Source organism: Bacillus sp. TE9106W (genome assembly GCF_054062215.1).
In genome coordinates this window covers 1-22623 of record NZ_JBSSFA010000017.1, presented here as the reverse complement: position 1 = coordinate 22623, position 22623 = coordinate 1, and the positions used below count along the sequence as shown (strand labels likewise).

23 protein-coding genes are annotated in these 22623 nt (G+C 36.4%); 4 read left to right on the top strand and 19 right to left on the bottom strand.

What is annotated here, in order from left to right; genetic code table 11:
* Positions 1-95: 95 nt before the first annotated feature.
* The 3 genes from gcvH to ACVWY7_RS23370 form a co-directional block, all read right to left on the bottom strand.
* Entirely contained in the window at positions 96-479 is a 384-nt protein-coding gene (gene gcvH, locus ACVWY7_RS23380) for a glycine cleavage system protein GcvH (RefSeq protein ID WP_000026899.1), read from the bottom strand.
* A 41-nt stretch (positions 480-520) separates the two neighbouring features.
* The gene (locus ACVWY7_RS23375) at positions 521-886 is read right to left on the bottom strand and encodes an arsenate reductase family protein (RefSeq protein ID WP_000218967.1); all 366 of its coding nucleotides are present in this window, start codon (positions 884-886) and stop codon (positions 521-523) included.
* 503 nt (positions 887-1389) lie between these two features.
* Positions 1390-1917, bottom strand: coding sequence for a hypothetical protein (locus ACVWY7_RS23370; protein ID WP_105990089.1), 528 nt, complete (start codon positions 1915-1917; stop codon positions 1390-1392).
* 143 nt (positions 1918-2060) lie between these two features.
* Here ACVWY7_RS23370 and ACVWY7_RS23365 point away from each other — a divergent pair, with 143 nt between their 5' ends.
* Positions 2061-2705: a phosphatase PAP2 family protein gene (locus ACVWY7_RS23365; protein ID WP_431175149.1), complete on the top strand. Its 645-nt coding sequence runs from the start codon at positions 2061-2063 to the stop codon at positions 2703-2705.
* Between the two features lie 57 nt (positions 2706-2762).
* Here the strand turns inward: ACVWY7_RS23365 and ACVWY7_RS23360 are convergent, their stop codons facing one another.
* The 10 genes from ACVWY7_RS23360 to ACVWY7_RS23315 all read right to left on the bottom strand — a co-directional run bounded on the left by ACVWY7_RS23360 (position 2763) and on the right by ACVWY7_RS23315 (position 13944).
* Positions 2763-3776, bottom strand: coding sequence for a PTS transporter subunit IIC (locus ACVWY7_RS23360; RefSeq protein WP_456523996.1), 1014 nt, complete (start codon positions 3774-3776; stop codon positions 2763-2765).
* A gap of 22 nt (positions 3777-3798) precedes the next feature.
* Entirely contained in the window at positions 3799-4749 is a 951-nt protein-coding gene (locus tag ACVWY7_RS23355; protein ID WP_073524268.1) for an L-lactate dehydrogenase, read from the bottom strand.
* A gap of 246 nt (positions 4750-4995) precedes the next feature.
* Positions 4996-5244, bottom strand: a complete 249-nt coding sequence (locus tag ACVWY7_RS23350; RefSeq protein WP_001002985.1) for a spore coat protein — start codon at positions 5242-5244, stop codon at positions 4996-4998.
* 13 nt (positions 5245-5257) lie between these two features.
* On the bottom strand, positions 5258-5443 hold the full coding sequence (locus ACVWY7_RS23345; RefSeq protein ID WP_001180555.1) for a hypothetical protein: 186 nt from the start codon (positions 5441-5443) through the stop codon (positions 5258-5260).
* A gap of 146 nt (positions 5444-5589) precedes the next feature.
* A complete protein-coding gene (locus ACVWY7_RS23340; protein ID WP_000048034.1) occupies positions 5590-6303 on the bottom strand; it encodes a CPBP family intramembrane glutamic endopeptidase in 714 nt (237 codons plus the stop codon).
* 469 nt (positions 6304-6772) lie between these two features.
* Positions 6773-7330 carry a TetR/AcrR family transcriptional regulator gene (locus ACVWY7_RS23335; RefSeq protein ID WP_456523995.1) on the bottom strand — a complete coding sequence of 186 codons (558 nt, stop codon included), beginning with the start codon at positions 7328-7330 and terminating at the stop codon, positions 6773-6775.
* Between the two features lie 3 nt (positions 7331-7333).
* On the bottom strand, positions 7334-8056 hold the full coding sequence (locus tag ACVWY7_RS23330; RefSeq protein ID WP_073524272.1) for an MBL fold metallo-hydrolase: 723 nt from the start codon (positions 8054-8056) through the stop codon (positions 7334-7336).
* 140 nt (positions 8057-8196) lie between these two features.
* Entirely contained in the window at positions 8197-9981 is a 1785-nt protein-coding gene (locus tag ACVWY7_RS23325; RefSeq protein ID WP_000416297.1) for an acyl-CoA dehydrogenase family protein, read from the bottom strand.
* Positions 9982-10368: 387 nt separating this feature from the next.
* Positions 10369-11541, bottom strand: coding sequence for an acetyl-CoA C-acetyltransferase (locus ACVWY7_RS23320; RefSeq protein ID WP_001206337.1), 1173 nt, complete (start codon positions 11539-11541; stop codon positions 10369-10371).
* Positions 11542-11562: 21 nt separating this feature from the next.
* Positions 11563-13944, bottom strand: a complete 2382-nt coding sequence (locus tag ACVWY7_RS23315) for a 3-hydroxyacyl-CoA dehydrogenase/enoyl-CoA hydratase family protein (RefSeq protein WP_000486387.1) — start codon at positions 13942-13944, stop codon at positions 11563-11565.
* Positions 13945-14179: 235 nt separating this feature from the next.
* Between ACVWY7_RS23315 and ACVWY7_RS23310 the strand changes: the two genes are divergently transcribed.
* Entirely contained in the window at positions 14180-14326 is a 147-nt protein-coding gene (locus ACVWY7_RS23310) for a YuzL family protein (RefSeq protein ID WP_001096347.1), read from the top strand.
* Between the two features lie 87 nt (positions 14327-14413).
* Positions 14414-15253, top strand: coding sequence for a D-alanyl-D-alanine carboxypeptidase family protein (locus tag ACVWY7_RS23305; RefSeq protein ID WP_000831459.1), 840 nt, complete (start codon positions 14414-14416; stop codon positions 15251-15253).
* 22 nt (positions 15254-15275) lie between these two features.
* Here ACVWY7_RS23305 and ACVWY7_RS23300 read toward each other — a convergent pair whose 3' ends face one another.
* The 4 genes from ACVWY7_RS23300 to ACVWY7_RS23285 all read right to left on the bottom strand — a co-directional run bounded on the left by ACVWY7_RS23300 (position 15276) and on the right by ACVWY7_RS23285 (position 19177).
* On the bottom strand, positions 15276-16193 hold the full coding sequence (locus ACVWY7_RS23300) for a proline dehydrogenase family protein (RefSeq protein ID WP_000436780.1): 918 nt from the start codon (positions 16191-16193) through the stop codon (positions 15276-15278).
* A gap of 309 nt (positions 16194-16502) precedes the next feature.
* A complete protein-coding gene (locus tag ACVWY7_RS23295) occupies positions 16503-16748 on the bottom strand; it encodes a YusU family protein (protein ID WP_001290597.1) in 246 nt (81 codons plus the stop codon).
* A gap of 48 nt (positions 16749-16796) precedes the next feature.
* Positions 16797-17099 (bottom strand): MTH1187 family thiamine-binding protein, encoded by a 303-nt coding sequence (locus ACVWY7_RS23290; protein WP_001018862.1) that lies wholly within the window; start codon positions 17097-17099, stop codon positions 16797-16799.
* A 77-nt stretch (positions 17100-17176) separates the two neighbouring features.
* Complete coding sequence (locus tag ACVWY7_RS23285; RefSeq protein ID WP_002080430.1) at positions 17177-19177, bottom strand: methyl-accepting chemotaxis protein; 2001 nt, start codon at positions 19175-19177, stop codon at positions 17177-17179.
* A 186-nt stretch (positions 19178-19363) separates the two neighbouring features.
* On the opposite strand from ACVWY7_RS23285, the gene ACVWY7_RS23280 reads away from it, so the two are divergent.
* The gene (locus ACVWY7_RS23280; RefSeq protein ID WP_000939488.1) at positions 19364-20122 is read left to right on the top strand and encodes a TrmB family transcriptional regulator; all 759 of its coding nucleotides are present in this window, start codon (positions 19364-19366) and stop codon (positions 20120-20122) included.
* A 30-nt stretch (positions 20123-20152) separates the two neighbouring features.
* Here ACVWY7_RS23280 and ACVWY7_RS23275 read toward each other — a convergent pair whose 3' ends face one another.
* Positions 20153-22036, bottom strand: a complete 1884-nt coding sequence (locus tag ACVWY7_RS23275; protein ID WP_456523994.1) for an MSCRAMM family protein — start codon at positions 22034-22036, stop codon at positions 20153-20155.
* 270 nt (positions 22037-22306) lie between these two features.
* Positions 22307-22471 (bottom strand): hypothetical protein, encoded by a 165-nt coding sequence (locus ACVWY7_RS23270; RefSeq protein WP_000312826.1) that lies wholly within the window; start codon positions 22469-22471, stop codon positions 22307-22309.
* Positions 22472-22623: the final 152 nt, after the last annotated feature.

Genomic DNA, 22623 nt, shown 5'->3' with positions numbered 1-22623 from the left:
TTCTCCCACACGATAATTAGTATATGATTCTACGTTCATTATTTTACATAAAATAAAAAAGGACAGCACAAAGGCTGTCCTTCAGTCGACTATAATTAGTCTTGGTTTGTCATCTCTGCATATTTTTCAGCAGTTAATAACTTCTCAACTTGGCTTGCATCAGAAAGTTCAACTTTAACCATCCATGCACCCTCGTATGGAGATTCGTTAACAAGTTCTGGTTGGTCACTTAATTCTTCGTTTACTGCTACAACTTTACCGCTTACAGGTGCGTATAATTCAGAAACTGTTTTAACAGATTCTACGCTTCCGAATGGCTCGTCAGCTTCGATTGTTGCACCTACTTCAGGAAGTTCAACGAATACGATATCGCCTAGTTCATTTTGTGCAAAGTGAGTAATACCGATAACAACTTCATTACCTTCAGTTTTTACCCATTCGTGTTCTTCAGAGTAACGTAAATTATTTGGAATGCTCATGACTGTACCTCCAGTGAATGTATTAATTATGTAAAAATACCTTATTGGTACTTTTTCCACACACTTTCAAACTGCTCTTCGTTAAAACCAAGTGTTACCTTCGTTCCATCTGTTACAATTGGACGTTTAATCAACATGCCATCAGATGCTAAAAGCTCGTACATTTCGTCTTCACTTGCATCTTTTAACTTATCTTTCAGACCAAGTTCACGGTAACGCATTCCACTTGTATTAAAGAATTTTTTTAATGGTAATTCACTTTTTTCATGTAAATTACGTAAATCTTCTTTTGATGGTGGATTTTCAACAATATGAATCATCTCATATGCTACATCGTTTGCCTCAAACCATTTCTTTGCTTTTTGACATGTGCCACACTTTGGATATGAATAAAATGTTACTGTCATAAATTCACCTACTTTTTTACTAACCTTTACCTTTATCATATAGAAAACGTTTTATTATTTCAAACGATTATTCGCTAAACTTTTACTTATTTCGTGATAAATTTTAATAATCCTGCGAATTTTTCTTATTTTCCCGCCATTTGTTAAGAAAAAAATAAATATATAATTTTTTTAGATTTTTCCCTCATTCTGTATCGAACATATATGTTAAACAAACGTTTGATTAACTCCCTATTTTTCTTTGTTCACTCTTTTAGCTACATCGGTTTCTTCCTACCGAACATATATGTTAAACAAACGTTTGATTAAATTCCTATTTTCCCTTGTTCACCCTTTAGCTACATCAGTCTCTTCCTACCGAACATACATCTTAAACAAACGTTTGATTAAATTCTTATTTTTCCTTGTTCACCCTTTAGCTGCATCAGTTTCTTCCTACCGAACATACATCTTAAACAAACGTTTATTAAAAAAATAAGAAGCCTAATTTACAGGCTCCCTCATCATCTATTCAAATAATCTGCAATTGTTTGGAATACGACGATATACATATTATGAATACTTTCTTCTACATTTCCACCATTTGATAATCCAATTCCCCATTGTTGTCCTTCACCACTTCCGATATTTGCAAACCCTTGCGTATACATGGCATTTACATCTTTTCGGGCACTGTTATACTCTATCCCTTTTGTAATAAAAATCGAATATGATTTATCTTGTAAACCGATAAAAAACACTGGTTTCTTTAGCGATAAAAATACATTTTTATACTGATCTGTTGAGGCTTCTTGAAAGTGAGCTTTCATTATTAGAAAACCATCCACTTCCTTAGATTTCTTTTCCAGTTCCTCTAACTTCATTTCCTCAAACTTTACATTCCTAAACGTATCTTTCGGTTTTTCTCCAACAACTCCAATTACGAGTGCTCTTCCGTTATATTCTAATTTCTCTCCTTCTTTATCCTTTGCACACCCAGCACTCGCTAGGCATATCAATATAAAAACTAAGAAATACGATAAACGCTTCATTTAGCACCCTCCCCTTCTTTTCAGTCAAGTGACAAAAACGTAAGGTTCATTCAAGAAAATGTAAGCAAAATCGATAGCCCAAATTACGTTTCTATATTATAATCAATTGAATTTACTTACATTACTAAACATAGGAGATTATCATGAAGAAATTTAAACTTTCATCTTTTCTTCCGTTAAGTTATATACTTCTACTCGTACTCGTAAGTCCCCTTTACGATGTATTAAATAAATCGACTGTACACGCAGTAGATGTCACAACTGTAGTAGATGATTGGATTCCATTTGTGAAAGCATTTATTATTCCTTATTTAATTTGGTTTCCTTACTTATACGGTGCACTTATTTATTACTGCTTTGCAGATCGAAAACAATATTATGTCACTTTAAGTAGTATCATTCTTGGAAAACTTGCTTGTTTCTCGATTTATTATTTTTGGCAGACAACTGTACCACGTCCAACCGTCGTTGGAACAGACGTATTTTCCGAACTAGTCCGCTATATTTATAGTATCGACCAACCGGTAAATTGTTTCCCTAGCATTCATGTTCTTACTACATTTGTCATTATGCTAGCTGCCTTTAAACGTAGAGAACAACATGCTTTTGAATATTACATTCTTACCTTCTTCGGTACGCTTATTATTTTATCAACGCTATTTACGAAGCAACATGCATTTGTAGACGCCATCTCTGGAATGACGCTTGCAAGCATACTTTACTTCGGCGTTCAACTGCTAGCAAAAGAAACAGTACGTGTTCCAGTAAAACAAAATCAAAAAATGTAAAAAGCAGACTGTGGCTTCTACAGTCTGCTTTTTTCTATATAAAAGGAGATTTTCAATTTAAGATTGCGGTACAGTCATATCACCAGAGTGAATACGACCTGCTTTTTTAAGAGCAATGTAAAGTATATAAGAAACAGCTACTGGAATGACGATATAAGTGATTACCATCGCTGGGACAACTTTCCATCCTTCACTGGAAATTAAATTAATTGGTGCGATAAGAGAACTTAATCCAAGGCCTGCAATTTCTTTTCCTGCTTCCAGTTGGAAAATTAATGCGGATACTGGACCAACTATCGCACTGGCGACGACAGTTGGGACGAGAATCATTGGATTTTTAGTGATATTTGGCAGCTGTACTTTCGGAGTACAAAGAGCTTGAGCTAATATGCCGCCTAAATTATTTTCTTTCGCTGAGATGACAGAGAATCCGATAAACTGAGCAACGCAGCCTGCAAGAGCAGCACCACCTGCAACACCGTCTAAGCTAAGTGCGATCGCTAATGCAGCTGATGAAGCTGGAGAGATCAGTAATAGTCCCCAAACGACTGCAATGACGATAGAAGCGATAAACGGGCTACCAGCTGAACTATCTTTAATGAAAGCTCCAACTGCATTTAAAACAGGAGTGATATTATGAGATAACCAAATACCTACTAAACCAGAACCTAATATTGCCGCAAATGGAACGAGCATCATATCTAACGCAGTTTTTCCACTTAAACGTTTACCAATATATACAGCTAAAGTCGCTGTTAATAATGCACCGATTGGTTCACCTGTTTTAATAATTAGACCTGCTTCAGTAATGGAAATGGATCCGGCACCAATCGCTCCAGCTACCATAGCCGAGAAAATTACAAGTCCATTTGCACCGAGCATAAAAGCAATTCCGGCACCAATGGCTGGTGCCATAAGTGATTTTGCAACAACTCCGATTGTAATAAGCAACGGGATATCAACAATTCTTCCTATATTTTCGATTAGTAAACCAATTCCAAGGGATACGAAAATACCTTGTGCGATTCCAGCTGATGCTTTAAATACACGAGACATTATATATTCCTTCATTTGTTTCACCTTCTCCTATAAGTTAGTAACCAATTGTTTTCATATAATCACGTAAAATATCGTTTGATTTTGCGAATCGAGATTCTTCATCCTCTGTTAAATTTAGTTCTACAATTTCTCTTATACCATCTCTAGTAATAATAGCTGGTACTCCTGTACAAATATCATATTCACCATACTCACCATCTAAAATGGCTGATACAGCAATTACACGGTGATCATCGTTAAAGACTGAGTTTGCAATATATGCTAGAGAATTTCCGATTCCGTAATAAGTAGTACCTTTTCGTTTATAAATTTCCCATCCAGCTTTTGCAGTCTTCTCAACGATTTCATCTAAATCTATTTCACCAAACTTTTCTTTTTTCTCTTCTAAAATTTGTAGAATTGGTTTTCCACCAACAGTTACGTGTGACCAAGCAACCATTTGAGAATCACCATGTTCTCCTAATGAATACCCATGAATACTACGAGGATCTACATGTAACATTTCAGATAAAATTGTTCGTAAGCGAGAAGAATCTAGTGATGTACCAGTACCGATCACACGATTTCTAGGTAATCCAGATAATTTCCACACTTGATATGTAATAATATCAACTGGGTTTGATGCAAGTAAGAAAATACCATCAAATCCACTTTCCATTACGCCGCCAACAACACTTTCCATAATCTTCGCGCTCGCTCCTAAAGTATCTAAGCGACTTTGTCCTGGTTTTGGTGCTGGTCCTGCTGTAATAATAACGATGTCCATATCTTTGCAGTCTTCATAGCTTCCTGCATATACTTTTGTTCTTGTATTTGTAAAGTTAATGCAGTGCGATAAATCCATTGCTTCCCCAACTGCACGTTCATGATTTATATCAATTAATAATAGCTCTTCGCAAATGCCTTGATTGACAATGGAATATGCACAACTTGATCCAACTAATCCAGTACCGATAATTGCAATTTTTCTTGTATGTCTTTTCATAGCAATCTCTCCTAATTGATCATATAATCTATTTCTTTTGTTCCTTACACCCCTAATTATAGAGGTTCCCACGATAGAAACCATGGATACTTTGTGAAATATCGAACAAACTTTTTGTCCTTTTTGTGAATTGTTATATTCCATTTTCGTCATATTTGTTACAACTGGAAAAATATTTATTATGTATTTATTGACATATACAAAAAGAAAACGAGCGAATCCATTTTCGCTCGTTTTTTCATCCCATTATTCTGCACTTAATTGGCCTTTTAATTGCTGTACAATCATTGGGTTAGCAGGTGCTGCCGGTTTGTAATAACTCTTTTGCTTTGCGTACTCGTACATATTACGTTGGCGCATCTCATCTTGATTACGAATTTGAATTAACGTTTGATGTAACTGTTCATTATCAGACTGAGCAATATAATTTGCATAACTTGTTAAACTTGCATTTAATCCTGCTAAATAATCATTTACCATATCTTTTTCATTCATTTCTCTCTTCCTCCTATCCTAAAAAAGTCATTAATTGCTGTTTCGTATTTCGTGCGTCTTGCGCGTCCTTTTGTAGCATTTGTTTCAGTTGTGGATCTGTACACGTCTGTGCATACTGCTCCAACTTGTTAATAATTGTTGCGTGACCACCAATTAAATGACGTAAGTTTTCTACTTCAAGCTCTGTTAAGTTTTGCATAGGGTACTCCTACCTTTCTTTATTCTTTCACTGTTAGTATTTAGCTATTTTTTGATTGTATACATGAATTAACTTTTTCACGTGCATACAAAATAAAAGATGAATAGCTAAGCCATTCATCTTTTATACTGGTTATGTATTTATTTTTATAGAGATACAATCATACTTATACTCACAAGTAAGTTCCATACAATGTGTAAAATAATACTAGGTATAATAGATTGCGTCTTTTTGTATAACATTGCAAATACCATTCCCATAATCGTTGCCGTAATTAGAAGACCTCCATGAAGAATTCCAAAAATGAAGGAAGAAATAATGATACTAACTAAAAAATTATATTTCTTTTCTAAAAATCGATATAAAATACCTCGAAATAGAATTTCTTCTTTAACCGGTGTAATGATAGCAACACTTAACACATATATAATACTTTGTATGCTATTTTGAAACCCTAAACTCCCTAATTGTTCCTTTTGTTCTGCTGCACTTTCAAAACTAAATACATGTAACATTAAATATTGTGATAACGCAATGACAATAAAGCCAATTAATAGATATAAATATGTCTTCCCACTCTTCAAAACGGATACATCCCAAATGTATTTAATAAAATGAAGAACCGGTTTATAAGCTAATAAAACGATAGCAACAACAGCTGCATCTAACAAAAGAAAATGGTATCCCTCTAAATTATCACGTAACGCCTCCTCACCATAAATCCCCAAAGCTAAACCAAGGAATAATCCTCCTAGAAGTAAGAACCCTAAAATGGTTGCTATCATTACAAATAGATTTTTATATGTTATATTCTCTATTTTTCTTTCGACACTATACGCTTCTAACACTGTTTTACTCACAGTAACCCTCCAGTTATTCTCATTTATCTCAATAAAATCCTTTAATTTAAATATAAAGATAATATAACAAAATTTCCAAAAAGAATAATATGCAATTTTACATATTATGAAAACTTTATATTTTATAGTTTTAGGAATAGGATTGCTATGCAATAATTATTATATGAAATTTCAAAAAAACACTTCCTATCCATCATAACCCTCGCATCATATAAAACTTATTAGTTAAAGGAGCAATGAACATGAAAACACATGACTTCCTGACAGAAATCCAGAAAGGCTCTGAACCTAGTCCATATCAAGATCCTATCGTATTCAGTTTCGTTTGCTTTTTTTTAGCCATATACACATTTTTCAAACCTGTAAAATAATATCATGTAATGAGAAGAAGCCTACCATTCTTTTCGAATCATATGCACAAAAAAACCTTAGAATTGCTTCTAAGGTTTTTGGTTGTCTCGCTTCCTATTCACTTTCGCATCACATGTAATCCTTTAATAAACGTTTCTAATAATACATGTAAACTTGTATCTAAATCTAAGGGCAGACCAAATCCACCTTGCTGTTCAATCGACGCAAATCCATGACAAATACTTCTGAATCCACGCGTCGCATGAAGTGCATTTTCCCCTTCTAAGCCGTACTGTTGTAACACCTGCAGACAAAGCTTTACAATTCCGTCACCTGCTTTTCTTACTTCTTCATCTCGTAAAAAGGTTGCTTCATATAGTCCAGGATGTTTTCGGACAAATGCTACATATGCTTCTCCTAATGCATGAATTGCTTCATCCATATGTTTATCCTCGGCCGCTTCTTCCAGCTTGTTATGCAGCTGTTTTATTCCGTAAATACCAAGATTTTTCCATACATCTTGTAAGCCTTTCACATGATTATATAGTGAGGGAGAACGTATCCCTAACCTTTGCGCTAATGAAGCTAACGTTACTTCTTGTATTCCATTTGCATCTGCAATTTCTGCTGCTGTTTCTACAATTTTCGGTAGTGTAAGTCCAATTCTAGGTGACATCAATTAACCCTCTTTTCTACTTTCTATATTCCGCTTCGCTTCCTGAATAGCAAGCTCTATGACAGCCCCTGGATCGTTTATCATTTTTCCATGTCCTGCCGCAAGTAAGGAAGGCTCATATTCTCTTAGCTTCTCTGCACTTTGTAATGCCATTTCTTTACTCCACGTTGCCATCGCAGGAAACGGAAACCAAAATTTCATTTGTCCCGAAACAGCCATACCTCCTCTTGTTTGAAATGCATCCCCAACAATAAGAGCTTTATTTCGTACATCAAGAAACGACATAGAGCCTGGCGTATGTCCCGGTGTCATAATCGCAAGAAGCGATCCAACTCGGTCACCATCTTCTAATAAAATATCAGGTGCCGTTTTCACCTTTTTAGGTACACCGCCTTTTATTGGCGTATTTGGTTCATCCTTTTGTAACGTCGTATCGCCTTCTAATAGCTTTGCGTCTCGCTTAGAAATATAGACTGGAACATGAGGAAGTACTTCCTTTAATGCGTCTAATGCACCGATGTGATCATCATGCGCATGTGTTAATACAATATTCGTAATTGGTTTTCCTATTTTCTCAGCCGCCTGTAAAATTCCTTTTGCGCTATATGGCAAAGCAGCATCAATTAAAGTTAAACCATCTTCTTCCTCCACAAAGTAACAATTCACTGGAAACACCCTTGGCAAAAATGACAATTGATATACCGTTTTTTCATGTATCATTCTCATATTTCCATCTCCCTTTTCCCGAAAACTAATACCATTAGTTTTATTATACTAATGGTATTAGTTTTATGTCACTAAAAATTTATTTTTTTCAGAAAAAAAATAACAGTAGTCGTATAAACGACTACTGTTATTTAAAAGTATTAAACTGTGTAACGCTCATCTTCTAAAATTTTCGCAGCGATTTCACGTTTCTTCGGAATTACGTTAAGTGGTGTGTGGCGAGTTAATTTACGTAATGATGATAACATCATGCGCAGCATGTCGCCGTTTTCAACTGCGATAAGTGTTTCTTTCGCATCTGCTTCGATTTCGTTGAATGCTTCTTGGCAGAATACTTCAGTGTATAACACTTTTTGTTTATTCTTTTCAAGGCCAGTTGTTTTAATTGCTTTTTCTGTACGAAGAACAGCTGACTCCATTGCGTATAGGTTGCTTACGATATCAGCGATATTCACAAGAATTTCCTGCTCTTTATCTAATGCTTTACCGTATTTTTGAGCAGCTAATCCAGCTACCATTAAGCCGATTTTCTTCGCGTTACTTACTAAATATTTTTGAAGTGCTAATGGCTCATCGCCTACTTCTTCTGGCATCATCATCATTAACTCTTCTTGTAATTTTTGTGCCTTTTGAAGAAGTGGTAATTCACCTTTCATCGCTTTACGTAAGAACGTACCTGGTACGATTAGGCGGTTAATTTCGTTCGTTCCTTCGAAAATACGGTTAATACGAGAATCACGGTACATTCTTTCAATCTCGTACTCTGCCATAAATCCGTAACCACCGTGAATTTGAACACCTTCATCTACTGTGTAATCTAGTACTTCAGAACCGAATACTTTATTTAAAGAGCATTCGATTGCATATTCAGCGATAGAAGCTGCTACTGCTTTACCGTCCTTTACTTCTTCTTCAGATAATGTGCTCATGCGGCTTTCGAATAAACCTACTGTACGATATACAGAGCTTTCAGCTGCATATGTTTTTGCTGCCATATTTGCAAGTTTCTCTTGAATTAATGGGAAGCGAGCGATTGGTTGTTTGAACTGTTGACGTTGGTTTGCATATTGTGCTGAAATTTCTACTGCACGTTTTGCAGATCCAACTGTACCAACACCTAATTTATAACGGCCGATATTTAAAATGTTGAATGCGATAATATGACCTTTACCGATTTCACCAAGTAAGTTTTCTTTCGGTACTAATGCATCTTCTAAAATTAACGTACGAGTTGAAGAACATTTAATACCCATTTTCTTTTCTTCTGGGCTTGTAGATACGCCAGCATATTCTTTCTCTACGATAAATGCTGAGAAGTGCTCTCCATCAATTTTTGCGTACACGATAAACACATCAGCAAATGCAGAGTTTGTAATCCATTGTTTTTCACCATTTAATACGTAATGTGTACCTTCTGCATTTAAACGTGCAGTTGTTTTTGCACCTAATGCGTCAGACCCTGAACCTGGCTCAGTTAATGCGTATGCAGCTAATTTTTCACCAGTTGCAAGTAGTGGTAAATACTTTTTCTTTTGCTCTTCGTTACCGAATAACACGATTGGTAAAGATCCAATACCTACGTGAGCACCGTGAGTAATTGCAAAACCACCAGCGCGCGAGAATTTCTCTGCGATTAACGCTGAACTTACTTTATCAAGACCAATTCCGCCGTACTCTTCTGGTACGTCAGCGCCTAATAAACCAAGTTCCCCAGCTTCTTTTAAAAGACGAACAGAACGATCAAACTCATGTTGCTCTAAATATTCAAGCTCTGGAAGAACTTCATTTACGATAAAGTCCTCTGTCGTTTTTGCAATCATTTTATGCTCAGATGAAAAATCTTCTGGCGTAAACACTTGATCAATCGTAATCTCATCAACTAAAAAGCTACCGCCTTTAACCGCACTTCCTACTGTTTTTTCCATGAAAATTTCCTCCTTCATATTTTCATGAGCCGCTTCTTTCATTTCAAAAGAAGCTGGCTCTCCCGTTTATCTTTTATAAGCCTTTGTTGCTTCCATTCTTTGCATTGGCAGCGTCTCGTTCTGAGCAAGCCACCTGCACTTTTTATAATCCAGTTCCAGCGGCTAGAATGTTCGGTGGCTTCGCTTCTTCCTGCGAGGCAAAAAGCGCCTCTACGTCTGAAGCTCCATCCCCCTCACATTCTGAGCGAGCCGCCTCCACTTTTTTTCATAATCCAGTTCCAGTGGCTAGAACAGTCGGTCGTTTCATCCCTTCCTGTGAGGCAAAAAGCGCCTCTTCGTCAGGGCTTCCAACGCCCTCTTGTTCTGAGCAAGCCGCCTCCACTTTTTTTATAGTAATTCAAACACTCCTGCTGCTCCCATTCCGCCGCCGATACACATTGTTACGATACCGAATTGTTCGTTGCGGCGTTTCATTTCGTGAATAAGAGATAGTGTTAGTTTTGCTCCTGTACAGCCAAGTGGGTGTCCAAGTGCGATTGCACCGCCGTTTACGTTTACTCTTTCTTCATCTAAACCAAGTTCACGAATAACTTGAATCGATTGAGAAGCGAATGCTTCATTTAGTTCGAATAGGCCGATATCCGATAGCTCTAAACCAGCTAATTTTAATGCTTTTGGAATGGCAGCGATTGGGCCGATTCCCATTACTTCTGGTGGTACGCCAGCTACTGCAAATGAACGGAATTTCGCAAGTGGTTTCATGCCATCGCTCACTGCTTTTTCACGATCCATCAATAGTACAGATGCTGCACCGTCACTCATTTGTGAAGAGTTACCAGCTGTTACAGAACCGCGAACGTTAAATGCTGGACGTAATTTACCTAAAATATCTAGCGTCGTCTCTGCTCTTACACCTTCGTCTTGCGCAAAAGTAATTGTTTCTTCTTGCAGTTTGTTATTTGCTCCAACAGTACGTAACGTTACATCTACAGATACTGTTTCATCAGCAAAGTTTCCTGCAGCTAATGCTTTCGCAGCACGTTGATGACTTCTTACTGCAAATGCATCTTGCTCTTCACGAGAAATTCCATATTTCACAGCAACTTGCTCTGCTGTATGTCCCATACCCATATAATATTCTGGAGCTGCTTCTACAAGGCGACTATTCGGACGAACAACGTGTCCCATCATTGGAACTAAACTCATTGATTCCGCTCCGCCTGATAATACCGCTTCCGAGTGACCGAGCATAATGCGCTCTGCTCCGTAAGCGATACTTTGTAATCCTGAAGAACAGTAACGGTTAATTGTAATAGCTGGAACATCGTAAGAAAGTCCTGCTAATCCGCCGATATTACGAGCCATATTTAAACCTTGCTCTGCTTCTGGCATCGCACAACCGAAAATTAAATCATCGATTGGCCCTTCATAATTCGCACGCTTTAACGTTTCCTTTACTACTAACGCCCCTAGATCGTCAGGACGAACTGTTTTTAATGAACCCCTCTTTGCTTTTCCAATTGGTGTTCTTGCTCCCGCAACAATGACAGCTTCTCTCATGAACGATATCTCCCCTCGTTATTAGTTACGTAATGGCTTTCCTTTTACAAGCATGTGCTGCATTCTTGCTTGTGATTTCATCTCACTTACTAAGCTAATAAATGCTTCACGTTCTACATCTAATAAATACTGCTCATCAACTTCTGTTCCGTACGGCACTTTTCCGCCTGCGATGACATATGCAAGTTTCTTCGCAATATGAAGGTCGTACTCTGAAATGTAACCAGATAAATGCATTGCTTCTGCACCAAGTGCAAGAGTTGCATATCCTGTTTCACCAACAACCGGTATCTTTTTACGAATCGGTGCTTTATAACCAGCTTCATATAAAGCAAGTGCTTTCTGTTTCGCATCGTATAGTAAGTGATCACCATTCACACTAATACCGTCTTTATCACCTAAGAAGTTATGAGAAACCGCTTCTTGTCCTGAAGTTGAAACTTTCGCCATTGCGACTGTTTCGAACACTTTATTTGCAACTTTTTGCAAGTCAAACTCTACGCCGTTTGCCATTTTATTTAAGTGTTTAATGTATAGCTCTTTATTACCGCCTCCGCCAGGGATTAAGCCAACACCAACTTCTACTAAGCCCATATACGTTTCACTAGAAGCTTGAATGCTCGCTGCTGGTAAGCAAACTTCTGTACCTCCGCCAAGCGTCATACCGTATGGTGCTGCTACAACTGGCTTAGAAGAGTATTTAATTTTCGTCATTGCATCTTGGAAGTTTTTCACAACCCACTCAATTTCAAAGTAGTTGTCGTCTTGTGCTTCCATTAAGATCATTGCTAAGTTCGCACCAACACAGAAGTTCTTCGATTGGTTACCGATAACAAGACCTTTATAATTCTTTTCTACTTCATCAACAGCGTAGTTAATCATTTGCGTAATATCCATACCGATTGCATTGCTCTTCGAATGGAATTCTAAGCAAAGGATACCGTCGCCTAAATCGATTAAGCTCGCTCCGCTATTTTTCTTTAATACACCATTTTTTGCTTTTAATTGTTTAAGAGAAATTGCCTTTTTATTACGCTCAATTAGCTTATATTCGCCATTATCGTAATAGTAGCTATCTCCGTTATCATGTTTGTAGAAAGTAGTGAAACCTTTCTCTAACATTTCTTTCACCCAAGCCGGAATAACTGTGCCGCTTTCTTCCATCTTTTGAACGGACTTTTCAACGCCAATTGCATCCCAAACTTCAAATGGTCCTTGCTCCCAGCCGAAGCCCCACTTCATCGCTTGGTCAATTGCAACGATATCGTCAGCAATCTCTTTATGAAGTTTTGCAGAATATAAAAGAGTCGGTGTGATGATATTCCATAACAACTCTCCTGCGCGGTCTTTCGCATATACAAGCGCTTTCAATTTATTCGATAAACCTTTTTCTTGTTTACTTAACTCAATCGATGCAGCTTTTAATTTTTTACGAGCTTCGTACTCCATCGTTTCTGGATTTAATTCTAAAATTTCTTTTCCTTGTTTTAAGAAGAAGCCTTGACCTGTTTTGCTTCCAAGCCATTTTTTATCAAGCATGTCATGCATGAAAGCTGGTACTTTAAATACATCGCGCTCTTTTTCTTGTACGTTTTCATATACGTTATTTGCAACGTGTACGAATGTATCTAAACCGACAACATCTAAAGTACGGAACGTTGCGCTCTTCGGACGACCAATAAGTGGGCCTGTTACTGAATCAACTTCTCCAATGCTATAGCCGCGTTTTACCATCTCTTGAAGAGTTACTAATAAACCGTACGTACCGATGCGGTTTCCAATAAAGTTTGGTGTGTCTTTTGCGATAACAACGCCTTTTCCAAGAACGTCTTCGCCAAATAGTTTCATGAAGCTTAATACTTGTGGATCAGTTTTTTTCGTCGGTATTACCTCTAGAAGTTTTAAATATCGTGGTGGGTTAAAAAAGTGTGTGCCTAAGAAGTGTTTCTGGAAGTCGTCTGAACGACCTTCTGCCATTTTTTCAACTGAAATGCCTGACGTATTCGAGCTTACGATAGAACCCGGTTTACGAACAGCATCTACTTTTTCAAATAGTTTCTTTTTAATATCTAAGTTTTCAACTACTACTTCAATAATCCAATCTACATCAGCTAGACGCTCAAGATCATCTTCTAAGTTACCTGCTTCAATCAGTGCTAAATTCCCCTTCACTGTCAGAGGAGCTGGTTTTTGCTTTAATAGTTTTTGCACAGCCGTATTACTAAAACGATTTCTCACACTTTTATGTTCTAATGTAAGTCCCTTCGCCTCTTCTTCTTTCGTAAGCGCAGGTGGTACAATATCAAGCAATAATGTCGGAATACCAATATTAGCTAAGTGTGCCGCAATTCCTGAACCCATTACGCCTGACCCTAGAACAGCAGCCTTTTTAATTTGGAACATCCAATTCTCCCCCTATTCTTGAATGAATGCTCATTCAATTTTTCGACATAAGTCGCAATCAATGAGTGAGCCTCTACTAATAAATATATGATACTGTTTAAATTTTCGCAATATATTTATTGATAAAATTTTCTGAAATAAATATTTTTCTTTTATTTGCCCATGCTATATATGTATTTTCTTCACTAAAATACACTTTCCCTTTTTATAATCTGACGAAACTGGAGGAATATATATGGCAAAACTTAAGAAGAACCCTTCAAAGGCTGGAATTAGCGCAGCGAGTGTGACAGGAAACGCTGGACCAACTGATCGAGGCGTAGAAAAAGGACGTCAAGGTAATAACCAACAATATAAGAAGCATAATATGGGCGAAAAATAACGCTATATTTTTGGGCAGAGAACGTGGCATAATGGGTAATGGCTGCTTTTTCTGCCCAATTTATTTGTAACAAATGAGGGAATTATAATGAAACGAACAATAGTTATGATTGTAATGATTGCCACACTATTTACAGGGATGATTTTCTTCTCTTATGCACAAAGACAACAAGCTGTAAGAGCTGATCAGCCCAACATCACTGGACAATACGGTATTACAATCGATGCAGACACAGGTGAAATTTTGTATGGAAAACGAGAAGACGAACGCTCTTATCCGGCTAGTATAGCCAAAATGATGACAACCCTTCTTTTACTAGAAAATGTAAAAGAGGATGAAGAAATTACAGTTACAGAAAACGCAATTAAAACAGAAAGTCAAAGTAAGAAAATTAAACTTCGTGCTGGGGAAAAGTTAAAACGTGATGAAGCATTAAAACTGATGCTTATCATTAGTGCAGATCCAATAGCTGAATCCATCGCAGAACATATTGCAGGGTCAAAAAATGAATTTGTAAAAATGATGAATGCTAGAGCGAAGGAACTTGGTACAAAACATGCGACTTTCAAAAATGCAAGTGGTGCTGATGCATTAGGAAACAAAGTATCACCATATGACATTGCTATGATTACGAAAGAAGCATTAAAATACCCAGTTGTTTTAGAATATATGAATTCAACGCGTACAACTCTACATACTTCAGAACGCTCTCCAAACATCGCAAACTATGGACGAGAAGAACTATATGACGATCCATATGCAATTGGAAGTAAAAGCGGTCTATCAGCACTCGGAAAGTATACAGTCGTAACAGTGGATGAGAAAGACGGTAAACGCGTCATTAATGTTGTATTATCTTCTACCCGCAAGCAACTGTATCCTGATACGAAGAAAATGGCACATTACGCATTTCAGCAATTAAAATAACCAAGGAGTATTTACTCCTTGGTTATTTTTTAACCATACCTTTTAATACGAACGCAACGTTTGCTGGACGCTCTGCTAGACGACGCATGAAGTAGCCATACCAGTCGTTTCCATAAGGTACGTAAACGCGCATTTTGTAACCTTCTTTTACTAGCTCAAGTTGACGCTCATTACGAATACCATATAGCATCTGGAATTCAAATTGATCCCTTGGAATGTTGTGTTCTTCGGCAAGTTTTTTCGTATATTCAATAATCGCTTCATCATGTGAAGCAATTGCAGTATAATTTCCATTTAATAAGTGCATTTTAATAATCTTTTTATAATTGTCATCTACATCTTTTTTGTCCGGGAACGCCACTTCTTCAGGTTCTTTATAAGCCCCTTTTACAAGACGTAAATTAGGATTATAAGCATTTAAGTCTTCAATATCTTTTTCTGTACGATATAGGTAAGCTTGAATAACAGTACCAATATTATCGTACTCAGATTTTAACTGTTTAAAGATATCAATTGTCTTTCCGCAGCGTGTATAATCTTCCATATCAATTGTAACGAACACACCATTTTCTTTTGCAGCTTCTAAAATACGGCGCATATTGTTCATTACGATTTCATCAGAGATATCTAATCCCATAGAAGTCATCTTTAAAGAAAGTTGCGAATCAAGACCTTCTCTTCCAATTGCACGGATTGCTTCAATCGATTGGTTAGCCATTTCATTTGCTTCCGCTTCATTATCAACGAATTCCCCTAAATAATCGATTGTTACACAAAGTCCTTGCTTGTTCAATGCCTGAATAGCTGCTGTCGCTAATTCAATTGTCTCCCCTGCGACAAAGCGACCTGCACCAAAGCGTAAACCGTACTTTTTAGCCAGTTTTGTTAGCGCTTTATTTTTTGACAAGAAAAGAAACGAATTTCGCATTAATTGTTCCATGTAATTCACCCCTATGACTTGATTTATCTGTTTTTTACCCCTCTTCAAAATTATATCATTGTTTAAAATTATTGGATACAAATAATTATTTAGATAATTTATAAAATACTATAAAAACATTTAAAACCCTATATTTCCGCTTATAAATATGTAGGAAATATTTTTCGACATTTAGAAAAAACGAGTTTACTAGGCACAAATAAGCATGTCGAAAATATTCGACATGCTTATAAAACCCTTTATATTCCATGTAAATTATATGAGGATATTAATACAGAAAACTTGAGATTATATTTACCTTAAGTTTTTTTATTGCTCATTTCTCTTCTCTTCATTCAGCTTTTTAATATTTGTAATTAACTGTACCATCTCTTCTTTTGCATCAGGATACGTCTCATTCCAGTGCTTCACTAAAGCCGGCATCGTCTTAGCTATATAAGAATATAGTGCCCACTTCTGTACCTGTTCTTTTCTCTCTTCATTGCTCTCTCCAAGTAATAGTTCCGTGTATTTCTCTAACAACCCGTCAAACTGTTCGTTAAACTTTTCACTCATCTTATCTACCTCCTATATGAAAAAAGCAGCGAAGATCGCTGCTTTTCTTTATAATTTTGATCGAACAGAGTTTAATTTTTTCTCCATTGTGCTTACTTTATCACGACGATCATCGATACGAATTGTTGTTGCAACGCGCTGTGCACCTTTCGTATATGGAACTTCATGCATTTGTTGAATTACTTCTAGAATGACAGGAAGATCTCCTTCAATAACTGTATTCATTGGTGTTAATTGATACTTCACGCGATCTGCATTTTTCTCTAGCACCTTTTGTACTTCTGCTACATATTCACTAACACTTGGATTACCTGTTCCTACTGGAATAATCGATACGTCAACAATTGCCATAGTAGTCTTCCTCCTATAATTGCTTCTTATATATCCATTATCTATTTTACCGAAATACGCATCATTTTACTAATTTGTTATTCCTCTATTTTAAATTGCTCAACCAATCTTTCCAAGTCTCTCATATGCTCCGTCAAACTTTCCATCGTATGAGCTACCTTTTCTAAATGATTCACTTGTGATTCAGTTGCAGCATTTACTTCTTCCGAAACAGCTGCACTTTCTTGACTCGTACCAGCAATTGTATGCATGACCGCTGTAATTTCTCCTTGCTCGTGACCGATGTTATGTACCTCTTCTACAATTTGTTCCACTGAAGTACTAATGGTATTAACAACTGACATAATTGTACGGAACTCCGCCTCTGCTTCTGTCGTAACATTATTTTGTATATCCGCAATATCTTTTAATTTACTTACAACTTCTACAACTCGTCTTACCTCTACTTGTACATCACCAATCATCGTCGCAATTTCTACTGTTGCTTCTTTTGATTGTTCCGCTAATTTTCGAACCTCTTCAGCAACAACAGCAAAGCCTTTACCTTGTTCACCCGCACGTGCCGCCTCGATTGAAGCATTTAAAGCAAGTAAATTCGTTTGATCCGAAATACCTTTTATAAGCTCTACAACATTTTGAATCGATCCAACTCTTTGCTCCAACTTTCCAGATGCTTCCTCTGTATGAACAACAATTGAAGAAGATTGTTCTCTTGTACGAACTAAATTTCGCATCGTATTCAATCCTTGCTTAGATGCCTCTTCTGCTTTGCCAGCTACTCCTTTTATTTCACCAACAGAGCTATTCATTTGTTCCACTGACTGTATCATATTCTCAAGCTGCTCTGAAACTTCATCTACACTATTTGCAAGAGTGGATGCTCCTCCGCTTACATCATCCATTGCACCTGACACTTCTTTACTAGCTGCTACAGTTTCATTCGTTAAATAATGTAGATTATTCGTTGATTGTTGCACAGTTGATACACTATTTTTAATTTTACTTACCATTTCATTCATTTGCTCAACCATATGATTAAAATGGTTCGTCAGTTCTCCAACTTCATCCTTACTTGTCACTTTCATTTGCAACGTTAAATCACCTTCTGCTACTTTTTGAACGTGATTCGTTAATAGTTGCAGTGGTCTTGCTAATCTTCTTGAGAACAAGTATGAAGCTACAATTCCAACGAATAAGCTAATACATGCCATTATAATGACTGTATTTCTCGTACTATTTAATAGCCCATCAATCGTTTCTTTCGGATAAAAAATTCCTATCTTCCATTTCATCAAATCAAATGACTGACTATATGCAACTACCTCTTCACCTTTTAATGTAGTGACAGCATATTTTGTTACATCTTTATTTAAACTCTGCACAAGTGGCTCTTTCGAAACATCTTTCCCTATCTTTTCCGGGTAAACAAGAGCCATATTTTTATCATTTATAATAAACATTTCTCCGCCGTTATTGTATTGAATATTATGAAGTAATTTCTGAATTGTTCCGAGCGATACATCCATCGCCACAACACCTAATACAGATCCATCTTGAGCTGTAATTGCTTTAGAAACTCCCACGCTTAACTTACCTGTTGCAATTTCATACATAGGTTGTCCCCAGTGAACCGTTTTCACATCAGCTTCTGAGTCTTTATACCAAGGTCTTGTCGTTGGATCATATCCCTCTGGCACTTTTCCACCTTCAGCAAGATTGGCACTCAATGTTTTTTTATCTTTCGTACCAATATATAAGTCTAAAATGCCTGGATGATTCTTTTTATACTCCGAAAACTCTTTCGTCAAAAATGCTTCCTCTTCTGGAGTAACTCCGTCTTGAAGCATATTACGAATCATCTCACTGTTCGCATAATACCCCATATCTTCATCCGTTCTTTGAACAAATGTCGTCAGTTGCTCTGTCACAAGATCCATCGTATTTTGAGAATACTGGTCTAAGGAGCGCACTTCCTTCTCTTTCTGTAACTCATACATAGCTGTACCCAATATTACGAACATCATAGAAATAAGTACCGAAAATACTACCGCAATTTTTAAACGTAAACTTCTTAACATATCCCCCAAAGCATCCCCTTCGCATTGAATTTAAATCTTATTAATCATTATATTAAGTATAATAGATAAAATTAAAAAATTGAAATTAATTCTCACCTTAAAACAATTAGAAAACTGACTACCACTTGTGCAAAAACAAATAGTTCATTATCCTTAAAATATAATCTCATTCGTTCGGAGGTAACTATGTTACAAAAATTCGGTTTCTCACAATATGAAAGCCAAGCTTACGAAGTTGTCGTATCAAGCAACGAGCCATTAGATGCTACAACGATTGTGAAGCATTCTGGCGTTCCAAAAGCCAAAATATATGAAGTGCTTGCACGCCTAATCGATAAAGGAATGGTAATGGATTCTGTTTCAGAGAAGAAAAAGATGTATACAGCATTACCACTCAAGCTAGCAATTGAAAAATTAACGACAGAATTTCAATCCAATATTAAAGAATTAGAGACAACTATATCGAAAAAATCATTTACAGATGACCGTGTATGGAGCTTAAAAATGCAATCTTCTATTCGCGTTCAAAGTAAAGAACTCATCGAAAATGCAAAAGAATCGATTCGCATTTCAGCTTGGAACGATACTCTTTTAGAATATCTTCCGTTATTAGAAGAAAAAGCAAAACAAGGCGTCAAAACCGAATCCCTTATAGTTGGAAAAGTAGAAACAGACTTAGAAAACATGCATTTTCTAATCCCAGCCGAAGAGCCTAACGCGCTAGAGCGATACTTACTGCTCATCGTTGACGACCGCGAAATTTTATTTGCTGGCGTCGAGCAAGAGTCATGGCAAGCAATGAAAACAATGTCACAACCTTTCGTAAAGTTCTTTACAGAATTTTTCTATCACGACGTTGCACTTGCAAAGATTACCCAGAAACACCATGACCTCTTTATGGAAGATGAGGAAATTAAGAGTTTATTGATGAAATTGAGATACTAAAAAAACGCCTCTATTACAAGGCGTTTTTTTCTACATTTCTTTTCTATTTTTCATCTTTAACACATAAGCTCCTGCAATAATAAAACCAAGTCCTAGAACAAATAAAACCTTAAATTCATTGCCGACGCCGCCAGTAGCTGGCAAACGTACTTCATTATGAATATTAGGTTGTTGCATCGGCTTCACATCAGCGGAAGGTTTCACTTCTCCATTCGGTGTTGGCTTATTTGGCTTAGCAGGAAGCGATGCCTTTTCTTCTTTCTTATTTTTCACAATATGTTTAATAATTTCTCCATTCTCTTTTATTTCAAATGCGAATGTCTCTTCATTTATTACATATCCATTTGGTGCTATTGTTTCTTTATACGTGTACTTTCCGTATGGTAGTTTAAATTTCGCTACACCTTTTTCATCCGTTTTCCCTTTTACTACTTCTTTCCCTTGTTCGTTGTAGATTGTAAACTCTGCATTTGGTAATTTCGTATTCCCATCCGCTATATCTACTTTCGTTATTTCTAACTCACCTTCTACTTTCTTATCTTGAACGATATGTTTAATAATTTGTCCATTCTCTTTTATTTCAAATGCGAATGTCTCTTCATTTATTACATATCCATTTGGCGCTATCGTTTCTTTATACGTGTACTTTCCGTATGGTAGTTTGAATTTCGCTACACCTTTTTCATCCGTTTTTCCTTTTACTACTTCTTTCCCTTGTTCGTTGTAGATTGTAAATTCTGCGTTCGGCAGTTTCGTATTCCCATCTGCTACATCTACTTTCGTTATTTCTAATTCACCTTTTACATTTTCATTTTTAAGCTCTAATACAGCTGTTTCACCAGTTTTCACTTCAATTTTTTTAACGCTTCCGTCTAACACATATCCAGCTGGCGCTTGAATTTCTTTGACGCTATATATACCGATTGGAAGATTACCTAACTCCGCAATCCCCTTATCATTAGTCGTAACATTTTGTTTAAAGTTTTCATTAGAAACTTCAAACACCGCTCCTTTTAATACTTCCTTTTTTTCTCCTAATTTCATAATCTTTAAAGAACCTACTGATTCCCAATTTACAACTAAATCTGTACTGATTTTCTCACTATTTCTTTGTAACAATACCGTTGTATTTTGAACTTTTTCCGATCCTTTAAAAGCTATTGCTTGTAAATTTGTTAAAGTAGACTTCACTTTCATTTTAAAGTTACCACTACTCGTATTTTTCGGGATTAAGATTTTGAATTTTTCGTCAATTGATAACGTACTTTTCTCTTCACCATTTTCATTTACAATTCGAAGCCCTTTAGGAGCATTTTCAGGAAGAATTGTATAAGAGCCAGAAACCGCATTTGTTTGCACTGCATAAAATCCGGTTTCTAAATAATCACCTTTTTTTGTAGCAGTTTGTGAATCTACAGGATTAACTTTAAAGAATACATTTTGTGATCCAGTTTCTTTCTTTGAAGCCTCTACTAAACGCTTCATAAGATTATGTACACGTTCATTTTTTGCAACTAAATCTTCTTCCGTTAATTCATTTGCTGCAATCCATACTGCTAATTGTGTAGCATAATGCGCTTCTTCCGTTGTCGCTACACCTAATTCAGATGGGCTTTTTTGAGGATATCCATTTAATAAAATACGATATACAGCATCGGATGTTTTCCCCATCTCAGGCAAATCATCCCCATTGGGCGAACGTAAATCAGGCGTTAAACAATACGCAATACTACCCGAAGCCGTTTTAATTATTTCTGTCTTTATTTCACGCTGTTTCGAATTACTATAGCTCCAATCCATCTTATATGTTTCTCTGTTCATTACTTCTGCCTTTACTTGTGGCATTGCAATTCCTAATAAAATAATAAGAGCACTTAAAAAACTAAACCATTTTCCTACCATCTTTCGTTTCATTCTCTCCACCACCATATATAAATTTCTACATGAAGCAATCTTACTGTTTCATTGTACTTATAGTGAAAAAAAGAGAATAGGTGGTTTTTTTGTAGTATCTTGTCGAATTGTTGAGAAAGTTTCACAGTAATAAGCCATTTTAAAACGTTTTGTTGTCATGCTGCTATTGACAAATAAACATTACATGTTTCCAATTTTCAAACATAATAAAAAAGGCACTTTATAAGTGCCTTCATATCTTACGAGAAACAAATTTCAAATGAATACATATTACTTATCTTTTTCCTTTATCTCCATCAACAGCTCAATAATCTTCTCATTTTGCTCCACTTGTTTCTCTGAATTTTGATAGATGAAACGAACCCATCTAAAAATAAACGCGACCACAAATATTGGTATAAGGCTAAGTATCACTCCGACTAAATCATATGCCATTTTCTATCACCTCGCTACATACAAATTCTCTGCCTTTCTACTAAAACCTGCAATTTTTTAGTAGAGTAGAAAACTGAAACAGATTATATTTTCTTTAGGGGTGGCTTTGCCATCCCTTTTCTGTTTCAGTTTCCCCTCATCAAACCGTACGT

What these genes read in the sequence shown, in the direction of transcription:
- ACVWY7_RS23330 (WP_073524272.1), bottom strand. Translation starts at nt 8,056, where the DNA reads ATGAGAATGATACATGAAAAAACGGTATATCAATTGTCATTTTTGCCA.
- ACVWY7_RS23310 (WP_001096347.1), top strand. Translation starts at nt 14,180, where the DNA reads ATGGCAAAACTTAAGAAGAACCCTTCAAAGGCTGGAATTAGCGCAGCG.
- ACVWY7_RS23305 (WP_000831459.1), top strand. Translation starts at nt 14,414, where the DNA reads ATGAAACGAACAATAGTTATGATTGTAATGATTGCCACACTATTTACA.
- ACVWY7_RS23375 (WP_000218967.1), bottom strand. Translation starts at nt 886, where the DNA reads ATGACAGTAACATTTTATTCATATCCAAAGTGTGGCACATGTCAAAAA.
- ACVWY7_RS23370 (WP_105990089.1), bottom strand. Translation starts at nt 1,917, where the DNA reads ATGAAGCGTTTATCGTATTTCTTAGTTTTTATATTGATATGCCTAGCG.
- ACVWY7_RS23365 (WP_431175149.1), top strand. Translation starts at nt 2,061, where the DNA reads ATGAAGAAATTTAAACTTTCATCTTTTCTTCCGTTAAGTTATATACTT.
- ACVWY7_RS23360 (WP_456523996.1), bottom strand. Translation starts at nt 3,776, where the DNA reads ATGAAGGAATATATAATGTCTCGTGTATTTAAAGCATCAGCTGGAATC.
- ACVWY7_RS23345 (WP_001180555.1), bottom strand. Translation starts at nt 5,443, where the DNA reads ATGCAAAACTTAACAGAGCTTGAAGTAGAAAACTTACGTCATTTAATT.
- ACVWY7_RS23270 (WP_000312826.1), bottom strand. Translation starts at nt 22,471, where the DNA reads ATGGCATATGATTTAGTCGGAGTGATACTTAGCCTTATACCAATATTT.
- ACVWY7_RS23290 (WP_001018862.1), bottom strand. Translation starts at nt 17,099, where the DNA reads ATGGCAATTGTTGACGTATCGATTATTCCAGTAGGAACAGGTAATCCA.
- ACVWY7_RS23320 (WP_001206337.1), bottom strand. Translation starts at nt 11,541, where the DNA reads ATGAGAGAAGCTGTCATTGTTGCGGGAGCAAGAACACCAATTGGAAAA.
- ACVWY7_RS23275 (WP_456523994.1), bottom strand. Translation starts at nt 22,036, where the DNA reads ATGAAACGAAAGATGGTAGGAAAATGGTTTAGTTTTTTAAGTGCTCTT.
- ACVWY7_RS23315 (WP_000486387.1), bottom strand. Translation starts at nt 13,944, where the DNA reads ATGTTCCAAATTAAAAAGGCTGCTGTTCTAGGGTCAGGCGTAATGGGT.
- ACVWY7_RS23285 (WP_002080430.1), bottom strand. Translation starts at nt 19,177, where the DNA reads ATGTTAAGAAGTTTACGTTTAAAAATTGCGGTAGTATTTTCGGTACTT.
- ACVWY7_RS23300 (WP_000436780.1), bottom strand. Translation starts at nt 16,193, where the DNA reads ATGGAACAATTAATGCGAAATTCGTTTCTTTTCTTGTCAAAAAATAAA.
- ACVWY7_RS23335 (WP_456523995.1), bottom strand. Translation starts at nt 7,330, where the DNA reads ATGTCACCTAGAATTGGACTTACACTACCGAAAATTGTAGAAACAGCA.
- ACVWY7_RS23295 (WP_001290597.1), bottom strand. Translation starts at nt 16,748, where the DNA reads ATGAGTGAAAAGTTTAACGAACAGTTTGACGGGTTGTTAGAGAAATAC.
- ACVWY7_RS23355 (WP_073524268.1), bottom strand. Translation starts at nt 4,749, where the DNA reads ATGAAAAGACATACAAGAAAAATTGCAATTATCGGTACTGGATTAGTT.
- ACVWY7_RS23325 (WP_000416297.1), bottom strand. Translation starts at nt 9,981, where the DNA reads ATGGAAAAAACAGTAGGAAGTGCGGTTAAAGGCGGTAGCTTTTTAGTT.
- gcvH (WP_000026899.1), bottom strand. Translation starts at nt 479, where the DNA reads ATGAGCATTCCAAATAATTTACGTTACTCTGAAGAACACGAATGGGTA.
- ACVWY7_RS23350 (WP_001002985.1), bottom strand. Translation starts at nt 5,244, where the DNA reads ATGAATGAAAAAGATATGGTAAATGATTATTTAGCAGGATTAAATGCA.
- ACVWY7_RS23280 (WP_000939488.1), top strand. Translation starts at nt 19,364, where the DNA reads ATGTTACAAAAATTCGGTTTCTCACAATATGAAAGCCAAGCTTACGAA.